A 13,821-nucleotide genomic window follows, 5' to 3' on the forward strand; every position below is an offset into this window, starting at 1 on the left:
CTCTAGACTTCCGCCGGCGGGCATTGCAATTAGACTAGCAGCGAGGACTAGCGGAAGCCTCACTGCAGCGTCACGATCTCGTCGCCGTCGTCGCGCAGGGCGAAGAACTGCATCAGCTGGATCATCAACTCGCAGCGGGCCGATAGGTCGGGTGCTTCGAGAAGGGCCTGTTTCGATGCGGTATCGAACGGGGCGATCTGGGCGACGCCATTGATCAGCGTTTCGTCGTCGAGCCGTTCGACCGAATCCCAATCGACCGAATAGCCCTGGATCTGTGCGAAGCGGCGCGCCTCGAATTCGAAATTGCCCCGCTCTGCGCTGGAGAGAACCTCGTCTTCGGGATCGTCGATCAGCTCGGCTTCGACCTGGCGGAAAGCCGTGGTGACGTCCAGTTCGCGGATCACGCGAAAGCGCGCCTCGCCATCGAGCACGATGTTGTAGCGCCCGTCCTCCATCGCTTCGACATCGCCGATCCGGCCCAGGCACCCGACTTCGTAGAGCGGAGCGCCCTCACGCGATTGCTGCGGCTGGATCATCCCGATCAGCCGATCCTTGGCCAGAGCACTGCCCACGAGTTCGCGATAGCGCGGCTCGAAGATGTGCAGCGGCAATTGCAGCCCTGGGAACAGGATTGCGCCGGGCAGGGGGAAGATCGAAAGACGGATGCTCACGCGCGCCCTATCCGAACAGCAGCTTGGAAAGGCGCCTGCGGGTGGCGACAACCCACGCGTCTTCCAACCCGACAGCCTCGAATATCTGCAGCAACTTGGCCTTGGCGGCGCCATCGTCCCATTCGCGATCGGCCTCGATCATGGCGAGCAGCTCATCCGCTGCCGCGTCGCGCTCGCCTGCGGCAAAGGCTGCCTCGGCAAAGGCGAAACGCGCACCCATATCGCCGCCCGCGGCCTTATCGCGCAGGGCGGCCAACTCGCTGTCATCGACCTTGTTCGCAGACAGCTCCAGCGCGCTCTTTGCCTGCGCCAGCGCCGCATCGCCGGCGAGCGCAGGGTTGGCTTCGGCCGCGGCGAGCGCAGCCTGCGCCTCTTCTCTGTGGCCTGCCTGTGCCAGGGCGCGGATCAGGCCCGCATGCGCCGCGGCGCTATCGGGCGTCATCTCGACGACCTGCGCAAAGATAGCCGCTGCACGCTCGGGATCGCCTTCGCCCAGCACCTGCTCTGCCATGGCGATGAATTGGCTGACATCCTGCTGCGGCGCACCATCATCGAGCTGGATCGGTAGCTGGCCGAGGAGTTGGTCGAGCACCTGCTTGAGCTGGGTTTCGCTGCGCGCATTGGTCAGGTTGGCGACCGGTTGGCCCTGGAACATGGCATAGACGGTGGGGATCGACTGGACCTGGAACTGCGCGGCGATGAATTGCTCCTGGTCGACATCGACCTTGCGTAGTTCGACCCCTTTCTCGGCGTATTCGGCCGCCACCTTGTCGAGCACCGGGGCCAGCGCCTTGCAAGGCCCGCACCATTCGGCGAAGAAATCGAGGATTATGAGCTTGGTCATCGACGGTTCGACGATCTCCTTGCGGAACCGGTCGACCGCCTTCTGCTCGTCGATGCTCAAACCCATGGTAGCCACTGCAATTCACCTTTCATCGCGGAAGTTTGTCCGCCCCATGTGGGCCTTTTGCCGCGAATGTGAAGGAGGTATGCGCCCATCGCAAGGGCGGTAGAAAATCTGCATTTTTTAGGCTTGCGGGACTCAGGGTGCGCTGCTAGTTGCGCGCCTCCCCGACGGATCAAGCCGATCCGTGGAGCGTCAGTGAGCGGGCGTAGCTCAGGGGTAGAGCACAACCTTGCCAAGGTTGGGGTCGAGAGTTCGAATCTCTTCGCCCGCTCCATTTCCAGCAAAGACGATATTTCGCGCATCGTGCCGCTTGCCTGGTTCTGCACGCATTTGCCGGCGCGGTCGCGCAAACCCTATAGGGTCCTGTTTGAGCCAATCCCTACTGTCGGACGATGCATTTGCGCCCGGTGCCCGAGGGGTCTAGCATCTTGCCGCTACTCGAAGGTGATAATCATGGCGAAAACAGCATCATATGCCGCTGCCGCGCTGCTGTGGCTAAGTGCCGGGCCACTTTGGGCGCAACAGGCGCCGGTGACCCAGACCGAACCCGACGCGGAGGATGTCGTCAGCACGCCGCTCACCGACCTCAACCTGAAGAAGGGCGAGATCCCCGAACTGCTGCAGCTTGCGGTCGACAAGCCATACGATCTCAGCGGCCTATCCGGTTGCCGCGCCTTGATCGCCGAAGTGGGGCGGCTCGATGCGCTGCTGGGGGATGATTACGACCTCTCGGCCGGATCGAAGGGACGATTGAGTGCAGGCGATGTCGGCAAGTTCGCAGTCGGTTCGCTGATCCCCTTTCGCAGCCTCATTCGCGAAGTGTCGGGAGCCAGCTCCGAGCAGCGCAAGCTTCAGAACGCAATTCGTGCGGGGATGGCGCGGCGTGGCTTCCTGAAAGGTATCGGTCATGCGCGCGGTTGCGGTTGGCCTGCCCGACCTGCGACTGAGGCGGATGCCCGCCGAATCGAGGCCGAAAGGGCAGCTGCCGAACGGGCAGAGCGCGACTGACGCGGCGCCATTGCGGTTCGTCGCACACCGTTGACGATTCATCTATTGTGAGGCCGCTGGCCAAAGAAAACACTTGTGCACAGTGCGGCACCGCCTATCTGGCCGTCGTTATGTTGTATCATAAGATCGGCCGCACCGCCCTCCTTGCCTCGCTTCCCCTGTTCGCGCTGACCAGCGCGCAGGCGGCATTGGCCCAGCAGGCAAGCGAAGATCCTGTTCCACCAGCAGCTGGAGATGGCGATGAATCCCATCCGACCACTCCTGATGAGATAATTGTGACCGGCGTCCTGCAGACGAACCGGCAGGATATGCTCTCAGCAGTGGGTGTGCTCTCCACTGAAGATCTCGCCAATGCCGTCCGGCCTTCGATCGGGGAAACTCTGGCGCACCTTCCGGGCGTTTCCGCCAGTTCTTTCGGGCCCACCGCTTCGCGCCCCATTCTGCGCGGCTTGCAGGGTGAGCGGGTCAGCGTGTTGAGCAATGGCCTGGGTTCGATCGACGTCTCGAACACCTCGGCGGACCATGCGACTGCCGTCGACCCGCTGTTGGCCGAACGCATCGAAGTACTGCGCGGCCCGCAGGCACTACTTTATTCGCCGTCGGTTGTTGGCGGCGTGGTCAATGTGATCGATCGCCGCATTCCGATGCATGTCCCTGACGAGCCGGTCCACTTCGCTGCCGATCTCGACTACGCATCGGCGGCAAACCAACGCGCGGCATCGGGCTCCGTCGACGTGCCCCTGGGTGACAAGTGGGTGGTGCATGCCGACGGCAGCTATTCGAAGAGCGATGATCTCGAGATCGGCGGGTTCGCGCTGACGCCGGCGCTGCGCCAGCAGGCGCTGGCGTCTACCACCACCACCAGCGATCCGTTGTTTGCCGACAACGCCGGCGTGCGCGGGATCCTGCCCAACACTGCCAGCCGCACCTGGAGCGCGGGTGGTGGGCTGGCGTTCATCGATGACGGCGGCAGCCTGGGTGTTTCCTATAGCCACTATGAAACGCTCTATGGTGTGCCGCTGCGCTTCGCCACGCAGCCCGACGAAGAGCAGGAAGATCCGCGGATCAGCCTGTCGCAGGACCGTGTCGACGTGCGTGCGGAAGTGACACCTGACAGCGGCTTCTTCGACAAGATCCGCCTGCGCTGGGCCTATGCCGACTACGCCCATTTCGAACTCGAAGAGAATGGCGAAATCGGGACGACCTTCCTCAACAAGGGGCAGGAAGGGCGCCTCGAGCTGACCCAGGCGCGGCGAGGCAACTGGAGCGGGGCCAGCGGCGCGCAATATTCGTTTCGCGATTTCAACGTGATCGGAGACGAAGCCTTCCTGCCCAAGAACTCGACCAGGACTTTTGGCCTCTTCACCGTGCAACAGCTCGATCTCGGCGCCGTCAAGCTCGAGGCGGGCGCACGCTACGGTCATCAGAACGTCTCCGCACAGCCCGCTATCGACCAGACTGAGTTCTTTGATGGCAGCCGCAGCTTCGATACCTTCTCGGGCTCGATCGGCGGGACCTGGAACTTTGCCGGGGACTGGCGGATCGGCGTGAACGTTGCCCGCACGGGCCGCGCACCGAGCGCGGAGGAACTGTTCGCCAACGGTCCGCATGCAGGCACGCAGTCGTTCGAGATCGGCGACCCCGATTTCCGTGTCGAGAAGGCCACCAGCGTCGAGGCGATCCTGCGCGGCGGCGGGGAAGGCTTCACGATCGAGGCGTCCGCCTATTACACTTGGTTCTCCGACTACATCTACCAGCGCCAGACCGGTGATATCGAGGACGGGCTGCCGGTCTACGAAGGCCTCCAGGGCGATGCGCGTTACTATGGCTTCGAACTTCAGGGTACCGTCACGCTGGCCAGCATCGGCGAGGCGGACATCGTTGCCGATGGCCTTGTCGACTATACCCATGCCACGATCCTCGACTTCGGACCGGCCCCCCGCATCCCGCCCCTGCGGGCGCTTGGCGGGATCGGCCTGGAGTCGCGCATGATCGACGCGCGGGCAGAGGTCGAATGGGTCGACAGCCAGAACCGCACCGCACCGCTCGAAACGCCGACCGACGGTTACACCATGGTCAATGCCGAGCTGACCTGGCGCCCCTGGGGCGAAGACCGGCCGCTGAGCTTCGCGTTTTCGGCCAACAACATCTTCGACGTCGTCGCCCGCCGGGCCAGTTCGATCCTCAAGGACTATGCCCCGCTGGCCGGGCGCGATTTCAGGATCAGCGCCCGGGTCAATTTCTGACGGGGTTTTCGCGCCGCCTTACCCGGCCGCGGGTTTGGCGCGCGCGTCTCCCTGTGCGTAGATCACCAGCAACCCGCCGATCACGGCGAGGTTCTTGAGCGCCATGGTCAGTTGTAGCTGGTCAGCGAGGTTTTCGTGGAACAGCACTGTGGCCAGCAGGGTGAAGCCCGCCAGCGACAGGCTGGCGATGCGGGTGAAATAGCCGCTGGCCAGCACCAGCCCGGCCAGCAGCTCGAAGGCTCCGACGACTATGGCCAGGCTGCCCGGAAGCGGGCTCTCCGCCTCAATGTAGGCGGCGGTCGATGCCGGATCCATCACCTTGCCCACCCCGGCCAGGATGAACAGCACCGCGATCAGGATGCGGCCAAGCGTTGTGGCAGCTGCGTTCATGTGAATTCCCTCCCCAATTTCCCTTGGTTCACTCTTCGACGGCGAAGCTCAATTCGGCATGGTCGCGCAGGCGCTCAACCAGCGCTTCGCCGAGGAATGCACCCGGCGTGCCCACGCCGCCTTCGGCCTTGCAATCGAGCAGTGCCATACCGGTTTCGGCGAGCATGCGGCTGGTCGAGCCGTAGCCCGGATCGTAGCGGCCCTTCACGCCGTAATGCAGGCGCTTGCCATCGGGCCACTCGCCAATGAACAGCACGTCGTAGTATCCGTTCTCGCGCTCTTCCTTGCTCGGGCCTTCGCCCGGCTTGGGCGGCTTGGCGCCGAAGGGGTTCTTGAGCATTTCCAGCACCGCATTGGCGGCGGCCTTGCCAGCTTCGCCCGGGCTGGTGAGCATCATTTCGTCATAGCGGAAGTCCTCACCATAGGGGTGCCCGCGCAGGAAGTTGGTGCGGTGGACGTTCTTGGTGTTGATCGTCGCCATGATGAAGGGCGCGGCCCATTTGTCGAGCTCGGCCTCGTGCCTCGGGATCATGCCATTGGGCTGGTCGGGCCCTTCGAAGCCGGGGGTCAGGCCGAAGGGTGAATTGAGCACCTTGATGATCGAGGGGTTCTTCGCCGCCGCCTTCATCGTCGCGGTCAGGCTGGCCGCGGTGCCGCCCGAGAAAGTGCCCTGCATGCCGCGCACGCGCCCCTTGACCCGTGGCGCGGGTGATCCGTTGCGCGCCACCGCTTCCTTTTGCAGCATCAGCACGCCGAGATCGAAGGGGATCGAATCGAATCCGCTCGAAAAGGTGATCCGTGCGCCGCTCTTCTTCGCGGCCTCGTGATGCAGGTCGATCTGTTCGCGCATCCAGGCGGGCTCGCCGCACAAATCGGCATAGTCGGTGCCGGTCTTGACGCAGGCGGCGACCAGCGCGTCGCCATAGAGCTGGTACGGCCCCACGGTGGTCAGCACCACCTTGGTACGATTGCACATCGCCTCCAGGCTGGCCGGATCGTCGGCATCTGCCACCACCAGCGGGGTCGAGTTGGGCGCGCCGATTTCGTCGCGCACTTCCTCCAGCTTGGCCATGCTGCGCCCGGCCATGGCCCATTTGGGCGCATCGGGCTTGCTGCCATATTCGCGCACGAAATGTTCGGCGACGAGGCGTCCGGTGTAGCCGGTCGCCCCATAGACCACGATATCGAATTCCCTCTCGGCCATGCTGCCTCTCCTTTGCCCCCATGAATGCGCGCGCAGCCAGCACCTGTCAAAGCCCTAGAAATCCTAAAGGATGGAACGGGTGGAACAGGGTCCAGCCAAAAATCTCTCGCAATGTCACTCTGCAACGCGTGAAGCGTCACCCTGCGGCCAGATGTGTCACCCACGCTGGCCGAGGTGTCACCCTGGCGTTCCCGGCTGTCACGCTCTGCGCATGCAAAGTGTCGCGTTGCGGCGGGGCTGCCGTAATCCCCACGGACTCGAAGTGTCACCCGGTAACCGGGGCTGCGCGAGCGGAAGTCTGGATGCGAGGCGGCCATGGCCGCGACCAAGGCGTATTTCACGCAAGTAGGAAAGCGCGCAAGCCGGCGAAGCCTGAACTGCTATGATGCGCGCGGGATGCGGGGCAGCACGCCGGTCTGGCTGGAGATTGCCAGCAAGCGCCCGTCTTCGGCAAAATGCCGCGCCGAACCGTGGACCACGCCGCGTTCGAAGGCGGCGAATTCGGTGACCGAAAGCACCCATCCGGGCTCGCAGCCCTGCACGAACCGGAACATGGCATCGAGGCTCGATCCCCCGCGCGATGCCGGATGCGCGCCAAGGAACAGATCGGAGATGATAGCCAGCCAGCCTGCGTCCACCGCGAACCCGGCGCGCGAGCGGGTCCAGACGGCGTGCACGCCCAGCTCCTCGTCATGGAGCGCAACATGATAGTCGAACTGGTCGGGCAGGCCGCCGTCCGCCGAATGGCTTATCTCGACCGGCGTTGCGGCATCGGGTCCGACGATGTCGGGCATCTTGGCAAACAGCGTCTGTTCGTAGGGCTCGCGATAGCCCAGCGCCCCGCTCGCCCGGTGGGTCGGGCGGCCATTGACGCTGGCCGATGCGGCATATTGCGCCACCGCCTGCCCGCCGCCGCATTGTTCCACTTCGATGGCGAGCTCTTCGGCGTGCTGGGTGGGACCAAGGAATTGCACCTGCGCCCACAGCAGCGGCAATTCGCTGTCGAGCTCCATCGCATCGACAATCGCCGCCAGCGCAACGCCGCCCATGATATGCGGCGCGCCATCGGGCCCTGCCGTGGCCGGCGGCATGACGGGGAGCACGAATTCGCCGCTTTGCTGGCCCGGGACCACGCGCCAGAACGGAAAGCGGCCGACGCTCATAGGCGCGGCAGCGTGACCCCGCGCTGGCCCATATATTTGCCCGCGCGGTCGGCATAGGTCACTTCGGGCCGTTCGTTGCCCTGCAGGAACAGGAACTGGCACGCCCCTTCATTGGCGTAGATCTTCGCCGGGAGCGGGGTGGTGTTGGAGAATTCCAGCGTGACGTGGCCTTCCCAGCCCGGTTCGAGCGGGGTGACGTTCACGATGATCCCGCAGCGCGCATAGGTGCTCTTGCCCAGGCAGATCACCAGCACGTCTTCGGGGATGCGGAAATATTCGACCGTGCGCGCCAGCGCGAAGCTGTTGGGCGGGATCACGCAGACATCGGTCTCGCGATCGACGAAGCTGTTGCTGGCGAAATCCTTGGGATCGACCACCGCGCTGTCGACATTGGTGAAGATCTTGAATTCGGGCGCCACGCGCGCGTCATAGCCGAAGCTGGACAGCCCGTAAGAAATGCACCCCTCGCGCCGCTGCGCTTCGACGAAGGGCTCGATCATCCCCTCGTTCATCGCCTTGTCGCGGATCCACTTGTCTGAAAGAATCGCCATGCGTGAGGGATTCCCGATTGGGCTGGCGGGGGCAAGCGAAGGGGGGGGGGATATCCCCTTTCATAGCGAAGCGGTCGGCTACGGCCCTCAAGCGATGGCTCAGAGCAAACTCCTGTGTTAGCCGGTTTTTGTGATCGAAAGTCCTGCCCTGGTTCCAGAACTGGATGTGTCCGACTTGGAGGCATCGCTTGGTGTGTACCGGGACGTCTTCGCTTTTCAGGTCCTTGTTGAACGCCGGGAAGAAGCGTTTGCTTATCTCGCCATCGGTTCAGCTCACCTGATGCTTCAGGAAGCGGGTGGGCAGGGGAGGCGGTTTCGGACGGCGCCTCTCGAGCGGCCCTACGGAAGGGGGCTAAACCTTCAAATTCGCGTTCCGGCCGTGGCGGCCCACTACGAAGCGGTCCAAGGGGCCGACCTTGAAATTATCGTACCGCTTGAAGACCGGTGGTATCGTCAGGGTGAGCTGGAGCGCGGCAACCGCCAGTTTGTGGTGGCGGACCTTGATGGCTACCTGCTCCGCTTCAATCAGGATTTGGGCTCGCGACCGGTTTCATGAACTGACGGGTTGGGGTGATGGCTCTTGATGTACGGGGAGGCGCAAGAGATGGGGCGGGATTCCCCTTTTGCGCAATTGCAGCGACTAGCCTTCGACAGGCTCAGGCTGAGCGGGCGTGGGGATTAGGTTCAGCGAGCGGGGAAGGTAGCAATTGTGGGACGCCGTGTTCTGGTAGCGGTCAAATCGCACCAAACCCGCTCAGCCTGAGCTTGTCGAAGGCCATGCGCTGGCCTTAGCTCCTTGGAATGGCCTTCTACGCTTATCTCCTGCTGTGCAACGACGGCAGCTATTATGCCGGGCACACTGACGATCTCGGCGAGCGCATGGCGCAACACCAGTCGGGAGCGATGGGTGGCTACACCGCGAAGCGGCTGCCAGTGAAATTGCAGTGGTGCGAGGAATTTCCGACGCGGGATGAAGCGTTCGACGCCGAGCGACGGATCAAAGGCTGGAGCCGGGCGAAGAAGCAGGCGCTGATTGCAGGGGACTGGGACCTGATCTCAGAGTTGGCGCGGAACCGTCAGGGGTGAGGGTTCCTGCCGCTGATGGCGGAGCGTGGCCTTCGACAGGCTCTGGCTGAGCGGACGTTTCGATTGCCTTCCTTATCGATACTTGCCGACAAGCTCGCCTCAGAAGGTCTCATTGTAAGGGCGCAGTTCGGCTTCCCAGGTCCACGCGCTGCGGTCCTGGTCGGCGATTGCCAGGTAGGATTGGGCGATTGCATCGGGGTGGAGCGTTGTGTCGGGGTCGTCGTAGGGCGCGCCGCGTTCGGGCTGGTAGATGACACCATCGATCACGAAATGCGCGACGTGGATGTTGCGCGGTGACAGCTCCCTGGCGAGGCTCTGGCACAGGCCGCGCAGGGCAAACTTGCCCATCGCGAAGGGGGCGGACTGGGCATAGCCCTTCACCCCGGCGGATGCGCCGGTGAACAGCATGGTGCCGCCGCCCTTTGCGAGCATGACCTGGGCCGCCGCGCGCGCCACCAGGAAGGCGCCATAGGCGCTGACCATCAGCACCTCGCGCACCTTGCCCGCGTCGAGTTCCGCGATCGGGCCGCGGGTATAGGCGCTGGCGTTGTAGACCAGCAGGTCGGGCGAGCGACCCTCTGCCGCGAGCTGCGTGAACAGGCTCTCGACACTGGCCTCGTCGGCGGCGTCGCAGGCATGGGCACTTGCGCCGATTTCCTCGCACAGGCTGTCGAGCTTGCGGATATCGCGTGCGGCCAGCGCCACCTTTGCGCCGCGAGCGGCAAGCAGCCGGGCGAGCGAGGCACTGAGGCCCGGGCCCGCGCCGACGATCAGGGCATTACTCATTTGAAGAACTGCTCCGCTGAAATGGGGGACGTGGTCGCGAGATGCTGGATCTCGACCGGCGAGGCGAGCCATGCCTGGTAGCTGGCGAAGACCGCCTTCGTGTATTCCTGCGCATAATGCGCGGCGACGGCCGCCTCATCGTCGAAGATCTCGAACAGGTGGAGCAGCCCCGGTTCGTCGCGGTTCTCCAGCACGGCGAAGAGGTGGCAGCCCGGCTCAGCCAGCGTTGGAGCAACAAGTTGCTCCAACGCCGCCTTCGCCTCCGCGAAATGTTCGGCCTTGGGCCGGATTGTCGCGAAGATATGAAGATGCTTGCCCGATTCAGGCATCGACCGTCTCGGGCAGGTAGACCGGCTTCAGGCTTTCCACCAGGCCGGCCTGGATCGGCGCGGTCGCCACGTTGACGGCGTCGACGCCCATGTCCTGGCCCACCTGCGTGCGGATCGGGCGCGGGCCCTGCATCTCGACCAGTTCGACGATCTTGCGCGCGACATTGCCCGCGTCGGTCATCGCATCGCCCTGGTCGAACATGTCCTGGAACATGCCGAGCAGCCGTTCGCGACCGCCGGCGAAAGCGCCATAGGCCTTGACCGCGGCGGTGTCTGCCGGGGCGGGTGAGGATGCGACCAGGTCGGTGCCGTGGCCGCTCGGTTCGATCAGGACGGAATCGATACCGAAGGGCTCGAGTTCGTAGTGAAGCGCCTCGCAATAGGCCTCCATCGCCCATTTGCTGGCGCAATAGACGCCGAAATGGGGAATGGTCAGGCGACCGGCGGCCGAGCTGAGGTTGATCAGCAGGCCCGAACCGCGTTCACGCATGTGCGGCAGGACGGCGCGGCTGGTACGGGCGAGGCCGAACATGTTGACGTCGAAACAGGCCTGCTGCTGGTCGAGCGTGAAGGCCTCGGTCAGGCCCACAGGCATGAAGCCGGCATTGTTGACCAGCACGTCGAGCGGGCCCTGCGCCTCGATCGTAGCGATCGCCCGGTCGACCGATGCCTGGTCGGTCACGTCGAGTTCCAGCGGCTCGAGCTTGAACCCGCCTTCGCGGGCCCAGGCTTCGAGGTCGCGGGCCGCGTCGCGATTGCGACCGGTGATGTCGCGCATCGAGGCGTAGACCTTGTGCCCGCGCTGCGCGAGCGCCTTGGCGGCAAGCAGTCCGATGCCGCGACTGGCACCGGTAATGAGGATGGTTTGGGGGGTAACCATGGATCACTTTCTCTCTTTGAAGGTTGATTTGAGGAAGAGGCGGAGGGGCGTCCCGTCGCGGGTTGCCTTCATGCGGGTCAGCGCGCCGCTCCAGGAATTGAGCAGCCAGTCTGCGGCTTCGCTGTCGGTCAGGTGGTCGAGGCCGATATCGGCCTTGTCGATTTCGGCGATGCAGGCGGCAACGACATCGCTGAGTTCGTGCCAGTTGGTCTGGAGCACCGCCTGGAAGGCAGGCTCTTCATCGGCCAGCTCGGTGGTGAGGTTGCACATCAGGCAGCCCTGGCTGAACTGGCGCGCTTCGAAATCCTCATAGGCGGTCTGGAAGAAGGCTTTCAGCCGTTCAAGCGGCGGCACGTCGCGATCCAGCAGGATCGCCCGCGCGCCTTCGAGCTGCTGGGCATGGTAGTGCTTCGCGACCTCCAGCCCAAAGCCCTCCTTGCTGTCGAAATAATGGTAGAACGATCCCTTGGGGATCTGCCCTTCGCGCAGGATGTCGTTGATCCCGACGCTTTCATAGCTGCCAGAGCGGATCAGGTTCATCCCCACCGTGAGGAGCTTTTCCCGCGCATCGTTATAGGCGTCTGCATTGCGTGTGCGTGCCATCGCTGGTGTCCTGCCGATTGTTCGCCGCGCGGCCCAACGCCGCTTGCATGATTAGAAATAGACTGGTCTAATAATTATTCAAGGGCAGGCGGAGAATTTTTTCGCTGAGCCCAGAAAGTGAGTCACAGACCGGCACCCGTGCCCCTCCTTGCTTGATGTGGGCCGGATTGGCCGGCACCACCGCAGCAAGGAAAAATCCATGAAAACCTTTGATGTTCAATCGATCGAGATCGACCGCCCGGTCAAGGCGGTGTTCGACTATGTCGCCAATCCGACAAACCTTCCCAACTGGACCAATGCCTTCAAGAGCGCGGACCACGAGAAGGCCGAGCTGGTGACCCCGGCCGGTGCGGTGCCCATCGCGCTCAAGACCGTGGCACAGCCCGATGCGGGCACGGTCGACTGGTTCATGACATTCCCCGATGGCGGCGCCGGTACGGCCTATTCGCGCGCGACAGCGAACGGCGAAGGCAAGGCGATCTATTCCTTCGTGCTCATGGCACCGCCGGTGGCGCTCGAAGCGCTCGAAGGCGCCTTGGGCGAGCAGATGGCGATCCTCGCCAAGGAGCTCCAGGAACTGAAGGCGGTGCTTGAAGGATGATCATCATCCGCGAAGACCAGGTCGTGGCGGCGCGGGAAGGAGACCGCGCCGCCCTCGATACGCTGGTGCGTGCCGCCCAGCGCCCGATCTACAATCTCGCCTTGCGCATGCTGGCCGATCCCGGCGCTGCCGAGGACGCGACACAGGAAATCCTGATCAGGATCGTGACCAATCTCGGCGCGCTGCGCGATCCCGCGGCGGCGGGAGGCTGGGCCTTGCGGATCGCCTGTCGCCACCTGGTCGAACTGCGCAAGCAGAGCCGGATCGAGGCAATGCGCCTGAGCTTCGAAGGCTTCGCCGAAGACCTCGACCAGGGCCAGGCACCGCTGGCCGAAGCCGGGCTGACCAAGGTGGAGGAGGCAGTCGCGCTGGAGCAGGTCAAGATCGGCTGCACCCTGGCGCTGCTCACCTGCCTGTCGCGCAACTTGCGGATCGCCTACATCCTGGGAGAGATCTTCGAACTCACCGATGGGGAGGCCGCCAGGGCGCTCGAGATCGCGCAGCCTGCCTACCGCCAGCGGTTGAAGCGCGCGCGTGCCGCGGTGCTGGACTTCACCCGGGCGAATTGCGGCATCGCCTCGCGCAGCGCGAGTTGCCACTGCTCCCATCGCGTCGTCCCCGCGCTCAAGACCGGCAGGATCGGACTGGATGGCGCGATCGACCGGAACGACACCGCCCAACCCTTCGACCTGCAGCGCCTGCAGGACGGGGTCCAGCGCCTGGAATCGGGTCGTGCAGCCGCCGCCTTGATGCGCTCCAACCCGGACTTCGAGACCGAGGTAGCTTCGCTGGTATTGACGGTCCTCGAGACCGACGCTCGCACAAGGCTGGACTAGGCGCTCGCCTGCCGACCGACCTAGCTCGCCAACAGCGTCGCATTCCCACCGGCCGCCGTGGTGTCGATGCACACCACCCGTTCGGTCGCGAAGCGCAGGACGTAGTGGGGGCCGCCCGCCTTGGGGCCGGTGCCGGAGAGGCCCTCGCCGCCGAAGGGCTGGCTCTCGACTACCGCGCCGATCTGGTTGCGGTTGACGTAGAAATTGCCGACCCGCGCATGGCGTTCGACATATTCGCGGGTCGCCTCGAGCCGCGAGTGGAGGCCGAGGGTGAGGCCATAGCCGGTGGCGTTGATGTCGCGCACCACCTGCGGCAGATTTTCGGCCTTGAACCGGACCACGTGCAGCACCGGGCCGAAATTCTCGCGCTTGAGGTCGAGGATCGAATCCATCTCGATGATCGTCGGTGCGACGAAGCAGCCGGCATTGGCACCGCGATGCAGGCGGCGGCGCCAGACCGGGCGGCCGCCCTTCTTGCGCCGCGCGACGTGGCGTTCGAGCGAGGACTTGGCGTCGGGATCGATCACCGGGCCGACATCGGTGGCGAGATCCTGCGGATC

At 64.3% G+C, this 13,821-nt stretch carries 17 protein-coding genes and 1 tRNA gene; 7 read left to right on the forward strand and 11 right to left on the reverse strand.

The features are described from left to right. Nucleotides 1-59: 59 nt before the first annotated feature. On the reverse strand, nt 60-665 hold the full coding sequence (locus tag AAFM29_RS13185; RefSeq protein WP_341713265.1) for an LON peptidase substrate-binding domain-containing protein: 606 nt from the start codon (nt 663-665) through the stop codon (nt 60-62). 13 nt (nt 666-678) lie between these two features. After that, nucleotides 679-1,581: a tetratricopeptide repeat protein gene (locus tag AAFM29_RS13190; protein WP_341713266.1), complete on the reverse strand. Its 903-nt coding sequence runs from the start codon at nt 1,579-1,581 to the stop codon at nt 679-681. A 196-nt stretch (nt 1,582-1,777) separates the two neighbouring features. Between AAFM29_RS13190 and AAFM29_RS13195 the strand changes: the two genes are divergently transcribed. From AAFM29_RS13195 to AAFM29_RS13205, 3 genes are all read left to right on the forward strand, one after another. After that, a tRNA-Gly gene (locus AAFM29_RS13195) sits at nt 1,778-1,852 on the forward strand. Nucleotides 1,853-2,031: 179 nt separating this feature from the next. After that, a complete protein-coding gene (locus AAFM29_RS13200; protein WP_341713250.1) occupies nt 2,032-2,586 on the forward strand; it encodes a hypothetical protein in 555 nt (184 codons plus the stop codon). A gap of 110 nt (nt 2,587-2,696) precedes the next feature. Then, nucleotides 2,697-4,832 carry a TonB-dependent receptor domain-containing protein gene (locus AAFM29_RS13205; protein ID WP_341713251.1) on the forward strand — a complete coding sequence of 712 codons (2,136 nt, stop codon included), beginning with the start codon at nt 2,697-2,699 and terminating at the stop codon, nt 4,830-4,832. 18 nt (nt 4,833-4,850) lie between these two features. On the opposite strand, the gene AAFM29_RS13210 is transcribed toward AAFM29_RS13205, so the two are convergent. From AAFM29_RS13210 to dcd, 4 genes are all read right to left on the reverse strand, one after another. After that, the gene (locus tag AAFM29_RS13210) at nt 4,851-5,222 is read right to left on the reverse strand and encodes a DoxX family protein (RefSeq protein ID WP_341713252.1); all 372 of its coding nucleotides are present in this window, start codon (nt 5,220-5,222) and stop codon (nt 4,851-4,853) included. 28 nt (nt 5,223-5,250) lie between these two features. Continuing rightward, nucleotides 5,251-6,426 (reverse strand): saccharopine dehydrogenase NADP-binding domain-containing protein, encoded by a 1,176-nt coding sequence (locus tag AAFM29_RS13215; RefSeq protein ID WP_341713253.1) that lies wholly within the window; start codon nt 6,424-6,426, stop codon nt 5,251-5,253. A 380-nt stretch (nt 6,427-6,806) separates the two neighbouring features. Next, the gene (locus AAFM29_RS13220; RefSeq protein WP_341713254.1) at nt 6,807-7,589 is read right to left on the reverse strand and encodes a hypothetical protein; all 783 of its coding nucleotides are present in this window, start codon (nt 7,587-7,589) and stop codon (nt 6,807-6,809) included. Further along, nucleotides 7,586-8,140, reverse strand: coding sequence for a dCTP deaminase (gene dcd, locus AAFM29_RS13225; RefSeq protein WP_341713255.1), 555 nt, complete (start codon nt 8,138-8,140; stop codon nt 7,586-7,588). The genes AAFM29_RS13220 and dcd overlap by 4 nt, the downstream gene beginning before the upstream one ends. A 130-nt stretch (nt 8,141-8,270) precedes the next feature. Here dcd and AAFM29_RS13230 point away from each other — a divergent pair, with 130 nt between their 5' ends. Together AAFM29_RS13230 and AAFM29_RS13235 are read left to right on the forward strand one after the other, a co-directional pair. Next, nucleotides 8,271-8,696: a VOC family protein gene (locus AAFM29_RS13230; protein WP_341713256.1), complete on the forward strand. Its 426-nt coding sequence runs from the start codon at nt 8,271-8,273 to the stop codon at nt 8,694-8,696. A gap of 245 nt (nt 8,697-8,941) precedes the next feature. Further along, the gene (locus tag AAFM29_RS13235; RefSeq protein WP_341713257.1) at nt 8,942-9,226 is read left to right on the forward strand and encodes a GIY-YIG nuclease family protein; all 285 of its coding nucleotides are present in this window, start codon (nt 8,942-8,944) and stop codon (nt 9,224-9,226) included. 99 nt (nt 9,227-9,325) lie between these two features. On the opposite strand, the gene AAFM29_RS13240 is transcribed toward AAFM29_RS13235, so the two are convergent. From AAFM29_RS13240 to AAFM29_RS13255, 4 genes are read right to left on the reverse strand one after another with little or no spacing between them, the layout of a single operon-like run. Then, the gene (locus AAFM29_RS13240; RefSeq protein ID WP_341713258.1) at nt 9,326-10,012 is read right to left on the reverse strand and encodes an SDR family NAD(P)-dependent oxidoreductase; all 687 of its coding nucleotides are present in this window, start codon (nt 10,010-10,012) and stop codon (nt 9,326-9,328) included. Then, nucleotides 10,009-10,341: a putative quinol monooxygenase gene (locus tag AAFM29_RS13245; protein ID WP_341713259.1), complete on the reverse strand. Its 333-nt coding sequence runs from the start codon at nt 10,339-10,341 to the stop codon at nt 10,009-10,011. The genes AAFM29_RS13240 and AAFM29_RS13245 overlap by 4 nt, the downstream gene beginning before the upstream one ends. After that, complete coding sequence (locus tag AAFM29_RS13250; protein WP_341713260.1) at nt 10,334-11,221, reverse strand: SDR family oxidoreductase; 888 nt, start codon at nt 11,219-11,221, stop codon at nt 10,334-10,336. The genes AAFM29_RS13245 and AAFM29_RS13250 overlap by 8 nt, the downstream gene beginning before the upstream one ends. Nucleotides 11,222-11,224: 3 nt before the next feature. Next, nucleotides 11,225-11,824 (reverse strand): TetR family transcriptional regulator C-terminal domain-containing protein, encoded by a 600-nt coding sequence (locus AAFM29_RS13255; protein ID WP_341713261.1) that lies wholly within the window; start codon nt 11,822-11,824, stop codon nt 11,225-11,227. 199 nt (nt 11,825-12,023) lie between these two features. Here AAFM29_RS13255 and AAFM29_RS13260 point away from each other — a divergent pair, with 199 nt between their 5' ends. Next, the gene (locus AAFM29_RS13260; protein WP_341713262.1) at nt 12,024-12,425 is read left to right on the forward strand and encodes a hypothetical protein; all 402 of its coding nucleotides are present in this window, start codon (nt 12,024-12,026) and stop codon (nt 12,423-12,425) included. Continuing rightward, on the forward strand, nt 12,422-13,261 hold the full coding sequence (locus AAFM29_RS13265; RefSeq protein WP_341713263.1) for an RNA polymerase sigma factor: 840 nt from the start codon (nt 12,422-12,424) through the stop codon (nt 13,259-13,261). Before AAFM29_RS13260 ends, AAFM29_RS13265 begins: the two co-directional genes overlap by 4 nt. Before the next feature lie 20 nt (nt 13,262-13,281). Here AAFM29_RS13265 and AAFM29_RS13270 read toward each other — a convergent pair. Further along, the coding region (locus AAFM29_RS13270) for an aldehyde dehydrogenase family protein (protein WP_341713264.1) at nt 13,282-13,821 on the reverse strand (540 nt) is incomplete at its 5' end.

This window comes from Erythrobacter sp. (assembly GCF_038133525.1).
Taxonomy (GTDB): Bacteria; Pseudomonadota; Alphaproteobacteria; order Sphingomonadales; family Sphingomonadaceae; genus Qipengyuania.

Bases quoted from the DNA above. Each gene is read 5' to 3' on its own strand.
- dcd (WP_341713255.1), bottom strand. From the start codon at position 8,140: ATGGCGATTCTTTCAGACAAGTGGATCCGCGACAAGGCGATGAACGAG.
- AAFM29_RS13265 (WP_341713263.1), top strand. From the start codon at position 12,422: ATGATCATCATCCGCGAAGACCAGGTCGTGGCGGCGCGGGAAGGAGAC.
- AAFM29_RS13200 (WP_341713250.1), top strand. From the start codon at position 2,032: ATGGCGAAAACAGCATCATATGCCGCTGCCGCGCTGCTGTGGCTAAGT.
- AAFM29_RS13240 (WP_341713258.1), bottom strand. From the start codon at position 10,012: ATGAGTAATGCCCTGATCGTCGGCGCGGGCCCGGGCCTCAGTGCCTCG.
- AAFM29_RS13210 (WP_341713252.1), bottom strand. From the start codon at position 5,222: ATGAACGCAGCTGCCACAACGCTTGGCCGCATCCTGATCGCGGTGCTG.
- AAFM29_RS13245 (WP_341713259.1), bottom strand. From the start codon at position 10,341: ATGCCTGAATCGGGCAAGCATCTTCATATCTTCGCGACAATCCGGCCC.
- AAFM29_RS13190 (WP_341713266.1), bottom strand. From the start codon at position 1,581: ATGGGTTTGAGCATCGACGAGCAGAAGGCGGTCGACCGGTTCCGCAAG.
- AAFM29_RS13250 (WP_341713260.1), bottom strand. From the start codon at position 11,221: ATGGTTACCCCCCAAACCATCCTCATTACCGGTGCCAGTCGCGGCATC.
- AAFM29_RS13260 (WP_341713262.1), top strand. From the start codon at position 12,024: ATGAAAACCTTTGATGTTCAATCGATCGAGATCGACCGCCCGGTCAAG.
- AAFM29_RS13205 (WP_341713251.1), top strand. From the start codon at position 2,697: ATGTTGTATCATAAGATCGGCCGCACCGCCCTCCTTGCCTCGCTTCCC.
- AAFM29_RS13255 (WP_341713261.1), bottom strand. From the start codon at position 11,824: ATGGCACGCACACGCAATGCAGACGCCTATAACGATGCGCGGGAAAAG.
- AAFM29_RS13220 (WP_341713254.1), bottom strand. From the start codon at position 7,589: ATGAGCGTCGGCCGCTTTCCGTTCTGGCGCGTGGTCCCGGGCCAGCAA.
- AAFM29_RS13235 (WP_341713257.1), top strand. From the start codon at position 8,942: ATGGCCTTCTACGCTTATCTCCTGCTGTGCAACGACGGCAGCTATTAT.
- AAFM29_RS13215 (WP_341713253.1), bottom strand. From the start codon at position 6,426: ATGGCCGAGAGGGAATTCGATATCGTGGTCTATGGGGCGACCGGCTAC.